This window comes from Pedobacter kyungheensis, from assembly GCF_000812965.1.
Taxonomy (GTDB): domain Bacteria; phylum Bacteroidota; class Bacteroidia; order Sphingobacteriales; family Sphingobacteriaceae; genus Pedobacter; species Pedobacter kyungheensis.
The window spans coordinates 1-15,720 of the sequence record NZ_JSYN01000007.1; the positions used below are offsets into that span (position 1 = coordinate 1).

The following is a 15,720-nucleotide window of genomic DNA, read 5'->3' on the forward strand; positions in this document are numbered from 1 at the left end:
TCGTCATTGCGAGAAGGCTTTTTCAGCCGACGAAGCAATCTTTGTAGCAAGAACTACCTGCATGAAAGATTGCTTCGTCGTTCCTTCTCGCAATGACGATTTTTCGAGTAGATCAATGGCGTTAGGATCTGCCTGTCATTCATATTGATTTTTATAGTAGAGATTAATTCTCGAAATGACGATTTTTTTGTTTTGGGAAATCTTGAGATCTACTCTGATAGCCAAATAATTACACTATATACCGAAGAACAAAAAAAATATTAAAAAAAATCGCCTATAGGGGTTTAAGTAAAAATCACTAACTTAGTAGATTTTTCGCTTTGGTTTTTATGAAAAATCGCCAAAAAAAAATCGAGGGGCGAAGCCCCTTTTGTTACAAAACGCCTTAATTTATTCGGTAATATCTAAATATTTCGAGTCGATTTGTTTGGTGGCTTTTGCGCCCAGTTTTTTAATTTTTTCTGAGGCATTAACCAGATTGCCTGATCCTTCTGACAATTTATTCAGCGCTTTATCATAAGCATCCTGGCTCTGCTTAACATAGCGGCCAATATTTTCCATATCACCTATAAAACCGACAAACTTATCGTACATATTACCGCTCAAACGGGCAATTTCCATCACATTGCGGTTTTGGCGCTCCTGTTTCCACATGCTGGCTATGGTGCGTAAAGTTGCCAACAAAGTAGATGGACTTACAATTACCACTCGCCTGTCCCAGGCAAAATTGAATATTTCCGCATCTTTTTGTACCGCAATACTAAAAGATGATTCGATGGGAACGAAAAGTAACACAAAATCAGGCGAGTTGATTTTATACAAATCCTGATAATTTTTTGATGATAACTCTTGTACATGATTTTTAATAGAGGCTAAATGCTGTTTTACGTAGCCATCACGCTCCTCATCTGTTTCGGCTGAAACTGAACGTTCATAAGCCACCAAACTCACCTTAGCGTCGACAATCAGATGTTTATCATCGGGCAAATCGATCACCACATCAGGTTGAAAACGACTACCATCGGCAGAAGTGTGCGTAGCCTGTATACGGTATTCCTGATCGCGTACCAGACCTGAGCGCTCTAGAACCTTCTCTAAGATCACTTCGCCCCAGTTTCCCTGCTTTTTGCTATCGCCTTTCAGCGCTTTAGTTAAATTATTCGCATCTTCCTGTATCTGTTTGCTTTGATCCATTAATAAAGAAATTACGCCTTTTAGGGTATTCCTTTCGTCTGATTCAGCTTTGTAAACCTTTTCAACTTTATCCTCGAAAGCCTTGATATTCTCTTTCAGCGGATTTAAGATGATATCCAGATTGGTACGGTTTTGCTCAATAAATTTGGTCGATTTTTCTTCCAGTATTTTATTGGCGATCAATTCGAAATCTTTATTGAGTTTTTGTTGCGATTGCTCAAAACTAATTTTTTGCTCAGCGAGTTTTTCTTTTTCGGCCAGGTAAAAAGAACGGGTGCTTTCCAGCTCCCGGTTGGCATCGGCCAGGCGATCACGCTCCGATTGCAATTCGTCTATCAAACGTTGCTGCTCCTGCTTAAGCAAAATGGTAACGTGTTCTTTCTCTGTCGAAAGATTAGCTACCCGTTCATCGGCTTTGGCCAGGTTAATTTTTAACGATTCGTTTTCAGTCCTCATCCTTTCGAAATCTTCAACTGAAAATTGTGCGATTGGAGTTTGAGGCTTTCTAACCAACAAAATGACCAGAACAATTAAAACAACAACTAATAGTGCAACGGCAACAGTTTCCATAATGATAAAAATTTTAGTAAAATTCAAAAAAATAAGTGTATTTACCAAAATAATTCGCTTACTGTTTTGCTGCTGAGCAAATAGCTAAATAGTGCATATTAAATCATATAGTGTATTTAAAAGAAAGCTATTGCATTAAAAAGCCCGAAAATAGGCGAAAAATTTTTATCATTGGTTTTCCGTATCCGTATGAACGAATTAACAGTACTCATATCCTGCCCAGATCAGGTTGGTTTAGTAACCCACATTACACGTGTATTGGCGGCACACCAGCTCAACATTATTGCCATGCGCGAATTTGTTGACGAAGCCAACAAGGCATTTTTTACCCGGATAGCCTGTACAGGAGATCTGGGAGAACCAGAACAATTAAAAGAAAAATTGCTCGAAAACCTTCCTGAAAATACTGAAGTTAATTTAATTACACAGCAGGAGAAACAGGTTGCTGTTTTGGTAACCAAAGAATACCATTGCCTGGCCGAAATATTGATAAAAAACCACTTTAAAACTTTGGGGGCTAATGTAAAGTGTGTAATTGGTAACTATGAATCTTTGCGTGATTTTACCGAAAAACTAGGCATTCCGTTTTTTTATGTCGATCATAACAATAAGGATAAAGCTGTTTTTGAGGCGGAGATAAAAGAAATTGTAAATCAATTTGATGTAGATTATCTGGTGCTTGCCAAGTTTATGCGCATTTTATCGGCCGATTTTGTTAAGGATTATGCCGGTAAAATCATCAATATCCACCATTCGTTTTTGCCCGCTTTTATTGGTGCAAACCCCTACCGACAGGCTTTTGAGCGGGGTGTAAAAATTATTGGTGCAACAGCTCATTTTGTAACCGATAACCTGGATGAAGGACCAATTATCACCCAGCATACCAACCACGTTGACCACAATTTTGGCGTTAAGGAAATGGTACGTGCCGGAAAGGAAATAGAGAAAAAGGTATTGTTAGAAGCACTTGAGCTTATTTTTGAGGATCGTGTTTTTGTAAGTGGAAATAAAACAATTGTATTTAAGTAAGCAGAAGTAATTTTCTGTCATTTTTTGATGTAAATAAATCCTTATATTTAGGTACACACAAAATGATTTTAAATGAAACGCGTATTCATCTTACTATTCCTATGCGCCTTCGGCGCCAGGGCTCAAGACGGGCTAAAATTCGACAAGTTATTAATTGATTGTGAAGACAAATGGATTGCGCTATCGCTCGATGATGGTGCCAGTTATGCTTTCGGTTATGTTTATCTGGATAATTCTGCAGGACTTACCTTCAATCTCAAAGGATCTTTTACAATCGAAAATGGTATTTACCTGCCTAAGCATACCCCAGAAGTTAAAAACAGAATTGAACCAAGCGAGCGTAAAGTTGCAGTAATCCCATCAAAAAGGCTTTCAGAGCTTCAGGTTGAAAAAACGCCTGTCCAATTTGATTATATCGGGAAAAACAATAAACAAGACCGGTACCTTAAACTGGCTATGATATGCAAAAAATGGAGGAGGTTTAAGCAGGCCGAACGGTACAATGCTTTAGCTGTAAGTACATACACTTATTTCAGTTTTGATGGTACAAATTTTATTAGTGAAACAATCCCAAAACCTCAAGAAGCATCAAGAATAAAGGTTTTGAACGGAAATTATACAGATAGCTACCAGCAGGAAATTTTTAGGCTGGCAAAAGCCGATAAAATGAGAGCTGCCCAGCTTACTTATATCGAAGCGATACGAATTTGCGGGGATGAGTCTGCAAAAGCTGATATGGCCTATAACATTGCTTATCAGTATTATATTAAAGCGGATATGAAAAATTTTGACATCTGGTGTAATGAAGTGAAAAGGTGGATTGTTAAGGATAATGGTTATGCGGATAAGTTAGATAAGATGAGGACTATGTTAAGCAAGTAATTCTTTTATTAATAATAATGCTTTATGATACGTTTAGTTGTATTTTTAACGTTTTGTGCATTAAGTGCTTATGCGCAAACAGAACTGAAATTCAATCAAAAGATAATAGATTGCGAAGATCGCTGGATTGCTTTACCAACCGAAAATGGTTACGCCTATGGCTTTGTTTATCTGGATAACTCAGCTGGCTTAACCTTACTTTTGAACGGAAGCTTTACCATAGCAGAAAATAATAGGTATGTACCTGCTGATACCGGAAAAAAGTTAATACGAATATTGCTCAATATAGAAAAGGCTGCACTAATCCCTAATGAAAAGTTTGCCGAGCTCCATATTCATGAGGTACCTGCATGGTTGGCATTTTATAGAACAACTAATAGAAATATAGACCGGCTTTATAGAATGGGTTATATTTATAACCGATGGAATGAGCAGGAAAAAGCATTGGACTACCTGAATGCTGTAAAAAAGATAGACCGAAGGTATCCGGGATTAGATGGAGAATATGAGTTAGCCTATCGCCGGTTGGAAAATTTTGATGAGTCTGAGCGCTATTTTTACCGAAGGCTTCGAATTACCCCACACAATACTGATTGGAATAAAAGCAAGCAGGAGATCTTTTTTCTGACACAGGCCAATGAAATGATTAAAGCTGAAAGTATATATACACAAGCTTTAAGAAGTTGTTCAGATGAAATGTTAAAGGCTGAGATGGCTTACAATATTGCCTTTCAGTATTACAAACTGAAAGATAAAATTAAATTTAAGCATTGGCAAAACGAAGTTAATCGCTGGGTTATACCTGAGGATATTTATACCGAGAAAATGGAAATGATGGCGGCTAAATTGTAACTTATAAGCTTTGCAGGAGCAGGTGGGCAACATCTGCTCCTGTTTGCGAGCCAATAGCTATACCCATACCGTTACAGCGTGTAGCACAAAATATACGGGGCTTAACTTCTTCAATAAGTGGTTCGAGCGTTTGGCCAAATGCCATGATACCACTCCATTGCAGGTCTGTTTCGTGAGGGGTTTTGGGTAAAATCAACGTATCTAATAAATCCTGTAATGCATCCTGAACAATAGCTGTCTGCCCAAAAGCAGTTGTTTCTTCCGTTTTAAAGTCGAGATTTCGCCCACCGCCCAGCAAAAGCCGGTTGTTGATGTTCCGGAAATAATAATAGCCTTTATCGTAATGAAAAGTGCCTTTAATTTTTAAATCTTTAATGGGTTTGGTAATTAAAACCTGCCCTCTCCCGGGAACGATTGCGATTTCCGGAATTAAATTTTTAATAAATGCATTGGTCGCTACAATTGTTTTTGTGCAATAAAAGCTGCCGTTTTTGGTAATTAAGCGTAAACCATTTGTTTCTTCGGCAATACGTTTTACCTGGCAACTGTTAAACAGGTAAATGCCCAGCTGTTGTGCATAAGCAATCAAGGCTAACATCATTTTGCCCGTATCAATTTGCGCTTCGTATTTATTTTCGATCAATGCTTCAATTGGGCCAAAACCAAAAGCACTCGCTTTTTTTGAGCTGATGCTAAAAGCATTGATACCAACGATATTGCGTATTAGCTGGTTGTAATGTTCAATTTTGGCTACACATTTTGTAGCCAATGCATATTCGCCTTTTTTAAATAATTCATAGCCGCCCAAACATTGATAATCAATAGTGTTATCGCCAAGTAAATTTCGGAGTTTAAGCAGGCCTTTCCATCGTTTTTCTATAAGGGCAGCCAAACCATTTACTCCAGCCTTTTCTTCTTGTTCAATGAGTTCAGAAATGCTCCCAAAGCATGCAAAACCCGCATTTTTAGTACTTGCACCTGCAGGCAGAAAACCACTTTCTAGCAAGGCAATTTTTAAAGAGGGCACCGTTTTTTTAAGGTGGATTGCCGCGTTTAAACCTACGATACCACTACCAATAATAATTACATCGTAATTAAAAAATGATTCTCTTTCCCAATATGAAAGTGCATTTGGCATAGTATAAATGTACTGTTTTTTAACAGCGAAATAAATATGGGAACGCTTTTTGATATACCGGAAATGAAAAACATACATGAGAAAATGGGAGTTTATTTAATATTAATCATCCCGGTATTATTGTTGAGCATGTTTGTACAATGGCGTTTTAGAAACAAGTTTTCTAAATATGCCGAAATGCAATTGAGCTCAGGTTTATCGGGCAAAGAGGTGGCAGAGCGAATGCTGCATGATAACGGAATTTACGATGTGAAGGTGATGAGTACCGAAGGACAATTAACGGATCATTATAATCCTACAGATAAGACTGTAAATTTAAGTACAGATGTTTACTATAGCCGCAGTGTTGCGGCAGCGGCAGTTGCTGCACACGAATGTGGGCATGCCCTGCAACAGGCTAAATCTTATAACTGGTTGCAGCTAAGGAGCAGCATGGTGCCTGTAGTTAGCATTTCGTCTAACCTTTTACAATGGGTTTTGCTCATTGGGGTACTTTTAATCAGTTTTACCGGTAACCCGATTGTATTGGCCATTGGTGTGGTTGGTTTGGCTTTAATTACCATATTTAGCATTATCACACTTCCGGTTGAGTTCGACGCGAGCAACAGGGCCTTAGCCTGGTTAAAAAATAACTATGGCGTAATGCAAACCCAGGAAGAAAATTCACAGGCAAAAGATGCTTTGTGGTGGGCTGCGATGACCTACGTGGTAGCAGCGGTTGGTGCTTTAGCTAATTTATTGTATTATGCATCTATGCTTTTTGGAAGAAGCAGGGATTAAGCAATAACCTATTAAAAACAGAGGCTGGCCGGGATATTTTCCGGCCATTTTTGTTTATGATTTTTAAAATAATTGATTCTTTTTTAGGAAAGCAGGGCTTATTTATTATCGGTTAAGACAATCCTGCTCTTCACTTTACTCGTTGCACTCGTGCCCGTTCCGATCAGGTTTAGGCGGCAGGGCTGGTTGTACTATTTTTGGTTGCCAGATGCATAAAATCTGCGACACATGATTAAAAACGGTAATAAGTGGAATGGCATTGCTTTCTAAACCTGATCCGATAGCTATCGGATGCAGCGGCAGCTCCCGATTGAAAAGAGGAACTACAGCACAAAGCAGGCTAAGCTTACAATGAAACACTGAAATTGCTTTTCAACTAAGCTTTCGCAATTGATAATAAGAAAAAAATTAATTCAGTTTATAAGGTGCTATTAACTGAAATTCGGGAATATCCACATCAAATTCCGAACCGTCAATATCGCGTCTCATCAGGTAGGTACCTTTCATGCTGCCCATATCGGTCTTTAAATTGCATCCAGATACATAAACATGGGTTTCGCCTGGCTGGATAATGGGTTGTAAACCCACAACGCCCTCTCCTTCTACCTCGCGACGGCTACTGTTCGAATCGAAAATAAACCACTGGCGACGCATCAGTTGAACAGCATAATCAGAAAGATTAGATATTTCTACCCGATAAGCGAACATATAATGCTCGTTAGCCGGATTAGAATATTCTGGCTGGTAAACTGTTTCTACTGAAACTTTAACTCCATCTGTAATAGCTGTAACCATGATGATTGTGAATGTACAAAAAACTGTTCAAAAATCAAGCCAGTACTTTCGTAGCGTCGTAATGTGCGAATTTTTCTGCCACTTCTGCTAAAATGCTGTAAATGTTGTTGATATCCGGCTCAGCTACCAACCGCATACGGTAAGGTTTAAAGTCTGGCAGGCCCTTAAAATAATTAGCATAATGACGGCGCATTTCAAAAATTCCGGTTTTAGGACCTTTCCACTCCAGCGATTTATCTAAATGTGTACGGCAAACGTTAATTCGTTCTTCGATAGTTGGTCCGGGAAGGTGTTCTCCTGTTTTGAAGAAATGTTTTACTTCACGAAAAATCCAGGGATAACCAATCGCTGCACGGCCGATCATAATGCCATCTACCTCATATTCCATGCGCCAGTTGGCTGCTTTTTCAGGACTATCTACATCGCCGTTGCCAAAAATCGGAATTTTGATTCTCGGGTTACGTTTAATTTCCCTGATCAGCGTCCAATCGGCTTCTCCCTTGTATAACTGTGCTCTTGTACGGCCATGGATGGTTAAGGCCTGAATACCCACATCCTGTAAGCGCTCGGCTACTTCACGAACGTTTTTGGTGTTATCATCCCAGCCGAGGCGGGTTTTAACAGTAACAGGCAGGTGCGAGGCTTTAACAACCGCATCTGTCATTTTTACCATTTTATCAATATCCTGAAGGAGGCTGGAACCCGCACCTTTGCATACCACATTTTTTACCGGGCAGCCATAATTAATATCAACCAGATCTGGCCCTGCTGCCGAGGCAATTTCAGAAGCTTCGCGCATGTGATCGATATCGCCACCAAAAATCTGAATGCCGATAGGTCGTTCATATTCAAAAATATCCAGTTTCTGTCTGCTTTTTGCTGCATCGCGGATCAATCCTTCCGAAGATATAAACTCGGTATACATCATATCGGCTCCGTTTTGTTTGCATACATAACGGAATGGCGGATCGCTTACATCCTCCATCGGGGCAAGCAATAACGGGAATTCTCCTAAATCTATATTTCCTATCTTTACAGACATTTTCTATCTTCAACGATTAATAAAACATACAAAGGTACAAATAATGAATTTTGTAACACCTAAACACGAGGAAATCAATCCTTTCTTGCAATTACTTTTACTTTTATTTTACGCAGTTGCCGGGGCTTTTGTTTTTGGCATCATCGCAGTTGTAATCTGCATTGCCATGTATGGGATGGGTTTAATCAGTAATTTCGACCTGCTTTTATCGGGCGATGCCAGGTATATTTCGGGTTTTAAGGTGATACAGATTTTAAGTTCGATAGGTACATTTATTTTACCTCCGCTTGCCCTGGCTTTAACCGAAAGAACAAAAATTACCCGCTTTTATAGTTTTAAACAGCCCAGGGTTTTGCTGCTGGCATTGGTTGTAGTTATTATGATTGTAAGCATGCCTTTTATGGAGTGGACCGTAATCTGGAACCAAAAAATGGCTTTGCCAGACTTTTTAAAAGGAATTGAGGCCTGGATGAAAGAAAAGGAGGAACTGGCCGCTAAAATGACCATCCAGCTGATTACAGTTCGGAGTAATTTCGATTTTCTGGTAAACCTGGTAATGATTGCAGTTTTACCTGCCATCGGCGAAGAGCTGATGTTTAGAGGGGGGGTACAACGTTCATTGGAGCGCGCCTTTGGCAACTCACACCTGGCAATCTGGCTTTCGGCCATTATTTTTAGTGCCATACATGTGCAGTTTTATGGTTTTGTGCCAAGAATGCTGCTGGGAGCCGGCTTTGGCTATCTGTATTATTTTAGCGGCAGTATCTGGTACGCCATGTTTGCACACTTTTTAAATAATGCTTATGCCGTTTGTGCAGCTTTTTACATGCAAAAACACCACATGCCGCTCAATAAAGCCGATGAGCCAATCGGATTTCCATGGTATGGCTATTTAATTAGTGCAATAATTACCATAGCTTTGTTTAAATTTTTTAAAGATAGCGCAACACGTGAGCGAAAATTGGGTTAAAGTATATACTACCGGCGATGCTTTTGCCGCCGAGGTATTAAAACAGGGCTTAACAGAAGCTGGAATTCCGGCCGTAACGATGAATAAACAGCTCTCCGCCTATTATATCGGCGAAATAAATGTGCTGGTTAATAAAGTAGATTTCGATAAGGCCATCGAATATATTGTCGAAAACGAAATAGAGTAATGATGATGACCTTAAACCTTAAACCCTTTACCTCCTACCTTAAATGAAAACCAGGGCAATAACCGCTTTCTTTTTTACCATTGTAATGCTTGGCTCCATTTTGCTGGGTACTTATACATTTACCGCATTCTATCTTGTTTTAAGTGTTTTATCGCTTTTTGAGTTTTATAAATTGATTAAAAATTCAGGCATCAGGCCGCACCGGAATATTGGTTTAGCTGCAGGTGCACTGATCTTTTTAATGGCTGCAGGTTTACATTACCTTAAATATGATGTTAAATATCTGTTGCTTTGTATTCCGCTGATTTTTTCGGTTTTTATTACTGAGCTGTACAAGAAAAATAAAATTCCATTTGCCAATATTTCCTACACTTTTGTTGGCTTTGTTTATGTAACCATTCCCTTTTGTTTTTTTCATGCCCTCGGCTTTTTAAAGAACTGGAATGAATATAATTTTCATTTCCCGCTGGCATTTTTACTGATGTTGTGGGCAAATGATACTGGTGCCTACCTTTTTGGTGTAAAATTCGGTAAACGTAAATTATTTGAACGCCACTCACCTAAAAAGAGCTGGGAAGGCTTTTTTGGCGGCATGTTTACCAGTGTTTTGGTTGCCTTTGGTTTGTCGTTTTGGTTTACCGAAAGTCCGGCATGGGTTTGGGCAGGTATGGCTTTATTGATTGCAAATTTCGGAACATTGGGTGATCTGGTAGAATCGATGCTTAAACGGAGTTTGGATACGAAAGACAGTGGAGGCTTATTGCCGGGTCACGGAGGCTTGTTAGACCGTTTTGATGGATTATTATTGGCCGCACCAGTGGTTTATGCGTATCTGTATCTGATTTTGTATTAAGACCAAAGAAAAATTTAGCTGCAGATTTACACAGATAAACACGGATTTGATCACTGTGTTTAAACTGATCTATCATCCTGATTTGTATTATTAGCAATGCAATCGCTATTCTCGCTAATCCTCGTTACAAACGAGGATTAAAATCCTAATAAATTTATTAAACAGAAGCAACTACCACATAGTATTCTCTTTCTACCTTTTCACCGGTTTTACTTTGTACCTGTTCTAAATTTTTAGTCGTGTTTTTTAGCGTAAAGCCACTATCGACCAGTAGCTGTTGTACTTTTTCTACCTCATAAAGCGTAAATCCGTAAGGGGTAAAAGGCAGCTTTTCCATAAAGGTTTTATCTGCGAAGCACAACACCAGTTTACCTCCTGGTTTCAATACACGCTTAATTTCTAAAAGATAGGCATTCGGATTTTGCCAGAAATAAATCGTATTTACTGTAAATGTGCCATCAAAAGATGCATCGGCGTAAGGTAAAGTCTGGCCATCGGTAAGCTGGAAACTAACTTGTCCGGATTCAATAAAAGCTGTGTTGATTCTCTTTGCCGCTGCAATCATGGTTTCAGAAATATCTGCGCCGAAATAACGAATATCATTGGCCTGTTTAAGCAGATATTCAATATGTGCACCATTGCCATGACCGATTTCTAAAATAATTGCATCATTTTGGAGATTTAGCGCATCAATAGCAGCACTGGTCATGCCAATATTACTGGCATGCATCATCTCGCCTGTTTTAATGCCGTGCTCGCCCTCAGGGCATGCCAATTGTCTGGCAATGTCTTTTAAATCTTTTTCAGTATGTTGATGTTCCATACTCAAATTTAAAAATTTAGGATCGATGATTTTTATATCTTTTTGGACAAAACTTATAAGATTATTTAATCACCTGAACCGGTTTTTTGTTTTCATCTATCGCTACAAAAGTAAAATCGCCATGTACCGCCAGTTCGCGGCCTTCGGAATACATTTGTTCAATATAAATTTCAACATTTACTTTTAAACTGGTATTGCCCACATGGTTTACCTTGCCAATAAGCTCTATAATGGTTCCGGCAGGGATTGGCTTTTTAAAGTCTATCCTATCGCTGCTCACGGTAACCATAATCTGCCGACTAAAGCGTGTTGCAGTTATAAAAGCCACCTCGTCCATCAGGTGCATGGCAGTACCGCCAAACAGAGTATCGTAGTGATTAGTAGTATTCGGGAAAACGGCTTTGAAAATACTGGTTTTAGAGTTTTCTATTCTTTCTGCTAAGGTCATTTTTTAGGTATATTGATGGTCAAATGTATAGATTACTGCCGAAGAATGGTAATGTTTCGGCACCAGGAACAGCAATTACCCTTAAAGTGCATTAGAAATTTGTCTAAACTTCTCACTGTAACAAATTTAGCGCATGTAAAATCGCTCCGCTTTCTATATTATATTTGATTATCCATCAAACTAACCCGATTATGATAAAAAACTACCTGAAAAAGATTTCTTTAGCTTTTTTAATTACTGCATACTGTGCTGCCCAGGCTCAGGAAGTACCAACGCCGAAATCGCATTTTGGTTTTGATATCGGCGATAATTATCAGTTGGCCAATTATACCCAAACAGCAGCCTATTTTAAAAAACTGGCCGAAACCTCTAAGCGGGTTAAACTGGTTGATATTGGCCAGACTGAGGAAGGCAGAAGCCAATATATGTTGGTTGTTTCGTCGCCCGAGAACCTGAAGAAATTAGACCGCTATAAAGAAATTTCGCAACAACTGGCTCATGCCGAAATAACTACCGAACAGGCTAAAGCATTGGCAGCTGAAGGAAAAGCTGTGGTTTGGATTGATGGTGGCTTGCATGCCAACGAGGTGGTTGGGGCACATCAGTTAATTCAAACGGCGTACGAATTTGCCTCGAAAACTGATCCAGAAACCCTACGCATTCTTGATAATGTGATCATTCTGTTTACACATGCCAATCCCGATGGGCAGGAACTAATTAGTAACTGGTACATGCGCGAAAAAGATCAGACCAAGAGAACAACTTCTGGTTTGCCGGTTTTATATGAAAAGTATGCCGGGCATGATAATAACCGCGATTTTTTTATGTTAAACCTAAAAGAAACCCAAAATATTGGCCGGCAGCTTTTTGTAGAATGGCTGCCACAGATTATGTATAACCACCACCAGGCAGGACCGGCGGGAACGGTTGTAGCCGGACCTCCGTACCGTGATCCTTTTAACTACGTATTCGACCCGACTCTACTCACCAGTTTGGACGCTGTTGGCGCGGCCATGCACACCCGGATGAACATAGAAAATAAACCCGGCTATACTCAGCGCGGTGGTTCAGTTTTTTCTACCTGGTACAATGGTGGCTTAAGAACAACCACTTATTTTCATAACATGATTGGGCTTTTGACGGAGATTGTGGGTAACCCTACCCCTTCGGAAATTCCTTTGGTTCCATCGCGTTTATTGCCAAACAGCGATTCGCCAAATCCAGTTACACCACGTAAATGGTATTTTAAAAATTCGATTGATTACTCTGTATCATTAAACTATGCTGTTTTAAATTACGCACAACGTTATCGCGATGAGTTGCTGTTCAACATTTACCAAATGGGCAGAAACTCCATTGAGCGGGGTAAAAAAGATACCTGGTCGTTTTCACCAAAGAAAATTGAAGCGATAAATAATGCGGCTAAAAAAGATAAGGGAAGTGCTGCTGCTGGTGATGCCGAATTTGGCTCAAGACAGCTCAGCATAAAAGCTTTCGATACGGTAATGAAAGCGCCTGCAAACCGCGATCCGAGAGGATATATCCTATCTGCCGATCAGCCTGATTTTAACTCGGCAATTAAGTTTTTAAATGCTTTGATCAGAACCGGCATTGTGGTGCAAAAGGCAACAGCAGCATTTATAGTAGCGGGCAAAAATTATCCTGCAGGCAGTTATGTGGTTAAAACCGATCAGGCTTTCCGTCCGCACGTTTTGGATATGTTTGAACCACAAGACCACCCCAACGATTTTAAATATGAAGGTGGCGCACCTATTCCGCCGTACGACGCAGCCGGATGGACTTTGGCTTATTTGATGGACATAAAGTTTGACCGCATTCAGGATGATTTTTCAGGGCCATTTGAGAAAAATCCTTATGGAGCTTTGTTAAAGGCTGAAAATAAGCTTCCTAGTGGAGCAAGCTACGTGTTAAGTGCTGCCCAAAACGATTCTTACACTGCAGTAAACGATTTATTAAAACGTAAGGTAGAAGTTTATCGTTCTACCGAAAATGGCGATTTCTATGTCTCATCAGCAGGTAAATCTGTTTTGGAAAAGGCCAATATTAAACTAAAAACAGCGGCAGCACCTAAAGATAAAATTAAAGTATCGGAGGCCCGCATTGCGCTTTGGGATACCTATGGCGGTTCTATGGCATCGGGCTGGGTGAGGTGGATGATGGAACAGTATCATTACAATGCTACGGTTATTTATCCGCAGGATATTGATGCAGGCAATTTAAAATCAAAGTATGATGTGATTATTTTTGTTGGCGGTGCTATTCCTTCCCTACAGGCTGGTGGACGGTCTTTCGCACCAAAAACAGAAGAAATTCCGCAGGAATACAGAAACCGTTTAGGGCGTATTAGCACTGAAAAATCTATTCCTGAGCTTAAAAAGTTTTTAGAGGCTGGTGGAAATATTGTTACCATTGGCAGCAGCACCAACCTGGCTTATCATTTAAAATTACCTGTACGCAATGCGATGGTAGAGATTATTAATGGCGAAGAGAAAAGGCTTCCAGCCGAAAAATATTATGTTCCGGGCAGTGTTTTGAATGTAGGGGTCGATATGCGTTTACCGGCTGCCTGGGGCATGGAGAAAGAGGCTGATGTCTATTTCGATAACAGTCCGGTTTTTAAATTAACAGGAGATGCTATTGCAACCGGAAAAATTAAACCTTTAATGTGGTTTGAAAATGCTACGCCTTTACGAAGCGGCTGGGCCTGGGGGCAAGCTTACCTGCAGGATGGGGTAACAGCCTTCGAAGCAAAAGTAGGTAAAGGTAAGCTACTGGCCTTTGGTCCGGAGATTGCATTCAGGGCACAAACACATGGTACGTTTAAACTGATTTTTAATCAGTTATACCAATAAGCTTTTATTTGAGCCGCTTTGAAAACCCACTATCCTAAAAGATAGTGGGTTTTTACTTTCAGCTTACGCTGGTCAGGTATAATCGCCCTAATTTTGTGTCATGAAAGTAGAAATCTGGTCGGATGTAATGTGTCCGTTTTGCTATATTGGAAAAAGGCATTTTGAGCAAGCCATTGAAAAACTGCCCTTTAAAAACGAAATTGAAATAGACTGGAAGAGCTATCAGCTCAATCCTGAGTATCATAACACAAACAATGAGACGGTTTACGATTACCTCTCGCGCAGTAAGGGAATGCCTGTTGAACAAGCCAAACAAATGACCAAACAAGTGGTTGATATGGCTGCAAACGCAGGCTTAAATATTAATTTTGATACCAATATCCCTGCAAATACCTTTAATGCACACCGTTTAATTCATTTGGCGGCCAAGCATGGCCTGCAGGATTTAGCAGAAGAAAAGCTATTCGAAGCTCATTTTGTAAAAGCTATAAATATTGGCGAAACCAGTGTTTTAGTTGATGTTGCTGTAGAAATCGGTTTAAATAAGACAGAAGCCGAAACTGTCTTGGCCAGCGATGAGTTTGCTGAAGCGGTACGTTATGATATTTATGAAAGCCAAAACCTCGGTATACGTGGTGTGCCATATTTTGTAATGGATAGAAAATATGGGGTTTCTGGAGCACAGCCGGTACAGGCATTTACCGATGCGCTGACACAAAGCTTTAAGGAGTGGAAAGAAGCTCAACCCAAAACAACCCTTACCTCGTTGAATAAAAATGATGATGCGGTTTGTGATGAGAATGGTTGTGAGCTATAGATTTATTTCCCTTTGATCATTTTCGTCATCTCGATCCGAAAGCTATCGGATGAAGCGCAGCGGAACGGAGAGATCTATGAACCTAATCTTTCATAGATTTCTCGACTTCGTTGCACCCGATAGCTATCGGGGCTGCTCGAAATGACGGTAACTTAGTGGTGTTAGATCCTGAAACAAGTTCAGGAGGACGGATTGCTAAGGATCCTTCGACTCCGCTCAGGATGACAATCGCTCAAGATATCTACCGTTGATTTTTCAACGGAGTTAACAGAAATTCCAGTCCGTTAACCCGTATTTCGAACATCGTAGCCATTAAATTGCCCAGTTTTCCTTTCGGAAAGCCTTTATCTTTATACCAAAGTAAATAACTTTCTGGCAGGCTACAGATCAGGGATCCCTTATATTTTCCATAAGGCATCTGCATTTTCACTAAATCGAGTAAAAGGGTTGGATCTAACATTTAAATA

General features: G+C 39.8%; 16 protein-coding genes. 9 read left to right on the forward strand and 7 right to left on the reverse strand.

Annotated features, from left to right (window positions below; genetic code table 11):
* Positions 1-390: 390 nt before the first annotated feature.
* Positions 391-1,764: a DNA recombination protein RmuC gene (locus OC25_RS07960; protein ID WP_039474302.1), complete on the reverse strand. Its 1,374-nt coding sequence runs from the start codon at positions 1,762-1,764 to the stop codon at positions 391-393.
* Between the two features lie 189 nt (positions 1,765-1,953).
* Between OC25_RS07960 and purU the strand changes: the two genes are divergently transcribed.
* From purU to OC25_RS07975, 3 genes are all read left to right on the forward strand, one after another.
* Positions 1,954-2,793, forward strand: a complete 840-nt coding sequence (gene purU / locus OC25_RS07965) for a formyltetrahydrofolate deformylase (protein ID WP_039474009.1) — start codon at positions 1,954-1,956, stop codon at positions 2,791-2,793.
* A 72-nt stretch (positions 2,794-2,865) separates the two neighbouring features.
* The gene (locus OC25_RS07970; protein ID WP_039474013.1) at positions 2,866-3,675 is read left to right on the forward strand and encodes a hypothetical protein; all 810 of its coding nucleotides are present in this window, start codon (positions 2,866-2,868) and stop codon (positions 3,673-3,675) included.
* A 24-nt stretch (positions 3,676-3,699) separates the two neighbouring features.
* On the forward strand, positions 3,700-4,527 hold the full coding sequence (locus OC25_RS07975) for a tetratricopeptide repeat protein (protein ID WP_039474017.1): 828 nt from the start codon (positions 3,700-3,702) through the stop codon (positions 4,525-4,527).
* A gap of 1 nt (position 4,528) precedes the next feature.
* Here the strand turns inward: OC25_RS07975 and OC25_RS07980 are convergent, their stop codons facing one another.
* Positions 4,529-5,665 (reverse strand): NAD(P)/FAD-dependent oxidoreductase, encoded by a 1,137-nt coding sequence (locus OC25_RS07980; protein WP_039474306.1) that lies wholly within the window; start codon positions 5,663-5,665, stop codon positions 4,529-4,531.
* Between the two features lie 84 nt (positions 5,666-5,749).
* Between OC25_RS07980 and OC25_RS07985 the strand changes: the two genes are divergently transcribed.
* Positions 5,750-6,445 carry a zinc metallopeptidase gene (locus OC25_RS07985; RefSeq protein ID WP_039474020.1) on the forward strand — a complete coding sequence of 232 codons (696 nt, stop codon included), beginning with the start codon at positions 5,750-5,752 and terminating at the stop codon, positions 6,443-6,445.
* A 408-nt stretch (positions 6,446-6,853) separates the two neighbouring features.
* Here OC25_RS07985 and apaG read toward each other — a convergent pair whose 3' ends face one another.
* Both apaG and dusB read right to left on the reverse strand, forming a co-directional pair.
* Positions 6,854-7,240: a Co2+/Mg2+ efflux protein ApaG gene (gene apaG, locus OC25_RS07990; RefSeq protein WP_039474023.1), complete on the reverse strand. Its 387-nt coding sequence runs from the start codon at positions 7,238-7,240 to the stop codon at positions 6,854-6,856.
* A gap of 34 nt (positions 7,241-7,274) precedes the next feature.
* Positions 7,275-8,282, reverse strand: a complete 1,008-nt coding sequence (gene dusB / locus OC25_RS07995) for a tRNA dihydrouridine synthase DusB (protein WP_039474026.1) — start codon at positions 8,280-8,282, stop codon at positions 7,275-7,277.
* Between the two features lie 43 nt (positions 8,283-8,325).
* Here dusB and OC25_RS08000 point away from each other — a divergent pair, with 43 nt between their 5' ends.
* Genes OC25_RS08000 through OC25_RS08010 form a run of 3 tightly spaced genes read left to right on the forward strand, consistent with a single transcriptional unit; the run spans position 8,326 to position 10,292 of the window.
* Positions 8,326-9,252: a CPBP family intramembrane glutamic endopeptidase gene (locus OC25_RS08000; RefSeq protein WP_039474029.1), complete on the forward strand. Its 927-nt coding sequence runs from the start codon at positions 8,326-8,328 to the stop codon at positions 9,250-9,252.
* Positions 9,233-9,439 carry a putative signal transducing protein gene (locus OC25_RS08005; RefSeq protein WP_039474032.1) on the forward strand — a complete coding sequence of 69 codons (207 nt, stop codon included), beginning with the start codon at positions 9,233-9,235 and terminating at the stop codon, positions 9,437-9,439. The genes OC25_RS08000 and OC25_RS08005 overlap by 20 nt, the downstream gene beginning before the upstream one ends.
* A gap of 43 nt (positions 9,440-9,482) precedes the next feature.
* Entirely contained in the window at positions 9,483-10,292 is an 810-nt protein-coding gene (locus tag OC25_RS08010; protein ID WP_039474036.1) for a phosphatidate cytidylyltransferase, read from the forward strand.
* Between the two features lie 157 nt (positions 10,293-10,449).
* Here the strand turns inward: OC25_RS08010 and OC25_RS08015 are convergent, their stop codons facing one another.
* Positions 10,450-11,115 (reverse strand): class I SAM-dependent methyltransferase, encoded by a 666-nt coding sequence (locus tag OC25_RS08015; protein ID WP_039474039.1) that lies wholly within the window; start codon positions 11,113-11,115, stop codon positions 10,450-10,452.
* 61 nt (positions 11,116-11,176) lie between these two features.
* A complete protein-coding gene (locus OC25_RS08020) occupies positions 11,177-11,563 on the reverse strand; it encodes an acyl-CoA thioesterase (RefSeq protein ID WP_039474042.1) in 387 nt (128 codons plus the stop codon).
* A 191-nt stretch (positions 11,564-11,754) separates the two neighbouring features.
* Here OC25_RS08020 and OC25_RS08025 point away from each other — a divergent pair, with 191 nt between their 5' ends.
* Both OC25_RS08025 and OC25_RS08030 read left to right on the forward strand, forming a co-directional pair.
* Positions 11,755-14,436: a M14 family metallopeptidase gene (locus OC25_RS08025; RefSeq protein ID WP_039474045.1), complete on the forward strand. Its 2,682-nt coding sequence runs from the start codon at positions 11,755-11,757 to the stop codon at positions 14,434-14,436.
* 100 nt (positions 14,437-14,536) lie between these two features.
* Positions 14,537-15,253, forward strand: a complete 717-nt coding sequence (locus OC25_RS08030) for a DsbA family oxidoreductase (RefSeq protein WP_039474048.1) — start codon at positions 14,537-14,539, stop codon at positions 15,251-15,253.
* 241 nt (positions 15,254-15,494) lie between these two features.
* Here the strand turns inward: OC25_RS08030 and OC25_RS08035 are convergent, their stop codons facing one another.
* A complete protein-coding gene (locus OC25_RS08035; RefSeq protein ID WP_039474051.1) occupies positions 15,495-15,713 on the reverse strand; it encodes a DUF3820 family protein in 219 nt (72 codons plus the stop codon).
* Between the last annotated feature and the right edge of the window lie 7 nt (positions 15,714-15,720).

Excerpts from the sequence above, each read along its gene's own strand:
- OC25_RS07960 (WP_039474302.1), bottom strand. The coding sequence starts at position 1,764 with ATGGAAACTGTTGCCGTTGCACTATTAGTTGTTGTTTTAATTGTTCTG.
- purU (WP_039474009.1), top strand. The coding sequence starts at position 1,954 with ATGAACGAATTAACAGTACTCATATCCTGCCCAGATCAGGTTGGTTTA.
- OC25_RS07970 (WP_039474013.1), top strand. The coding sequence starts at position 2,866 with ATGAAACGCGTATTCATCTTACTATTCCTATGCGCCTTCGGCGCCAGG.
- OC25_RS07975 (WP_039474017.1), top strand. The coding sequence starts at position 3,700 with ATGATACGTTTAGTTGTATTTTTAACGTTTTGTGCATTAAGTGCTTAT.
- OC25_RS07980 (WP_039474306.1), bottom strand. The coding sequence starts at position 5,665 with ATGCCAAATGCACTTTCATATTGGGAAAGAGAATCATTTTTTAATTAC.
- OC25_RS07985 (WP_039474020.1), top strand. The coding sequence starts at position 5,750 with ATGGGAGTTTATTTAATATTAATCATCCCGGTATTATTGTTGAGCATG.
- apaG (WP_039474023.1), bottom strand. The coding sequence starts at position 7,240 with ATGGTTACAGCTATTACAGATGGAGTTAAAGTTTCAGTAGAAACAGTT.
- dusB (WP_039474026.1), bottom strand. The coding sequence starts at position 8,282 with ATGTCTGTAAAGATAGGAAATATAGATTTAGGAGAATTCCCGTTATTG.
- OC25_RS08000 (WP_039474029.1), top strand. The coding sequence starts at position 8,326 with ATGAATTTTGTAACACCTAAACACGAGGAAATCAATCCTTTCTTGCAA.
- OC25_RS08010 (WP_039474036.1), top strand. The coding sequence starts at position 9,483 with ATGAAAACCAGGGCAATAACCGCTTTCTTTTTTACCATTGTAATGCTT.
- OC25_RS08015 (WP_039474039.1), bottom strand. The coding sequence starts at position 11,115 with ATGGAACATCAACATACTGAAAAAGATTTAAAAGACATTGCCAGACAA.
- OC25_RS08020 (WP_039474042.1), bottom strand. The coding sequence starts at position 11,563 with ATGACCTTAGCAGAAAGAATAGAAAACTCTAAAACCAGTATTTTCAAA.
- OC25_RS08025 (WP_039474045.1), top strand. The coding sequence starts at position 11,755 with ATGATAAAAAACTACCTGAAAAAGATTTCTTTAGCTTTTTTAATTACT.
- OC25_RS08030 (WP_039474048.1), top strand. The coding sequence starts at position 14,537 with ATGAAAGTAGAAATCTGGTCGGATGTAATGTGTCCGTTTTGCTATATT.
- OC25_RS08035 (WP_039474051.1), bottom strand. The coding sequence starts at position 15,713 with ATGTTAGATCCAACCCTTTTACTCGATTTAGTGAAAATGCAGATGCCT.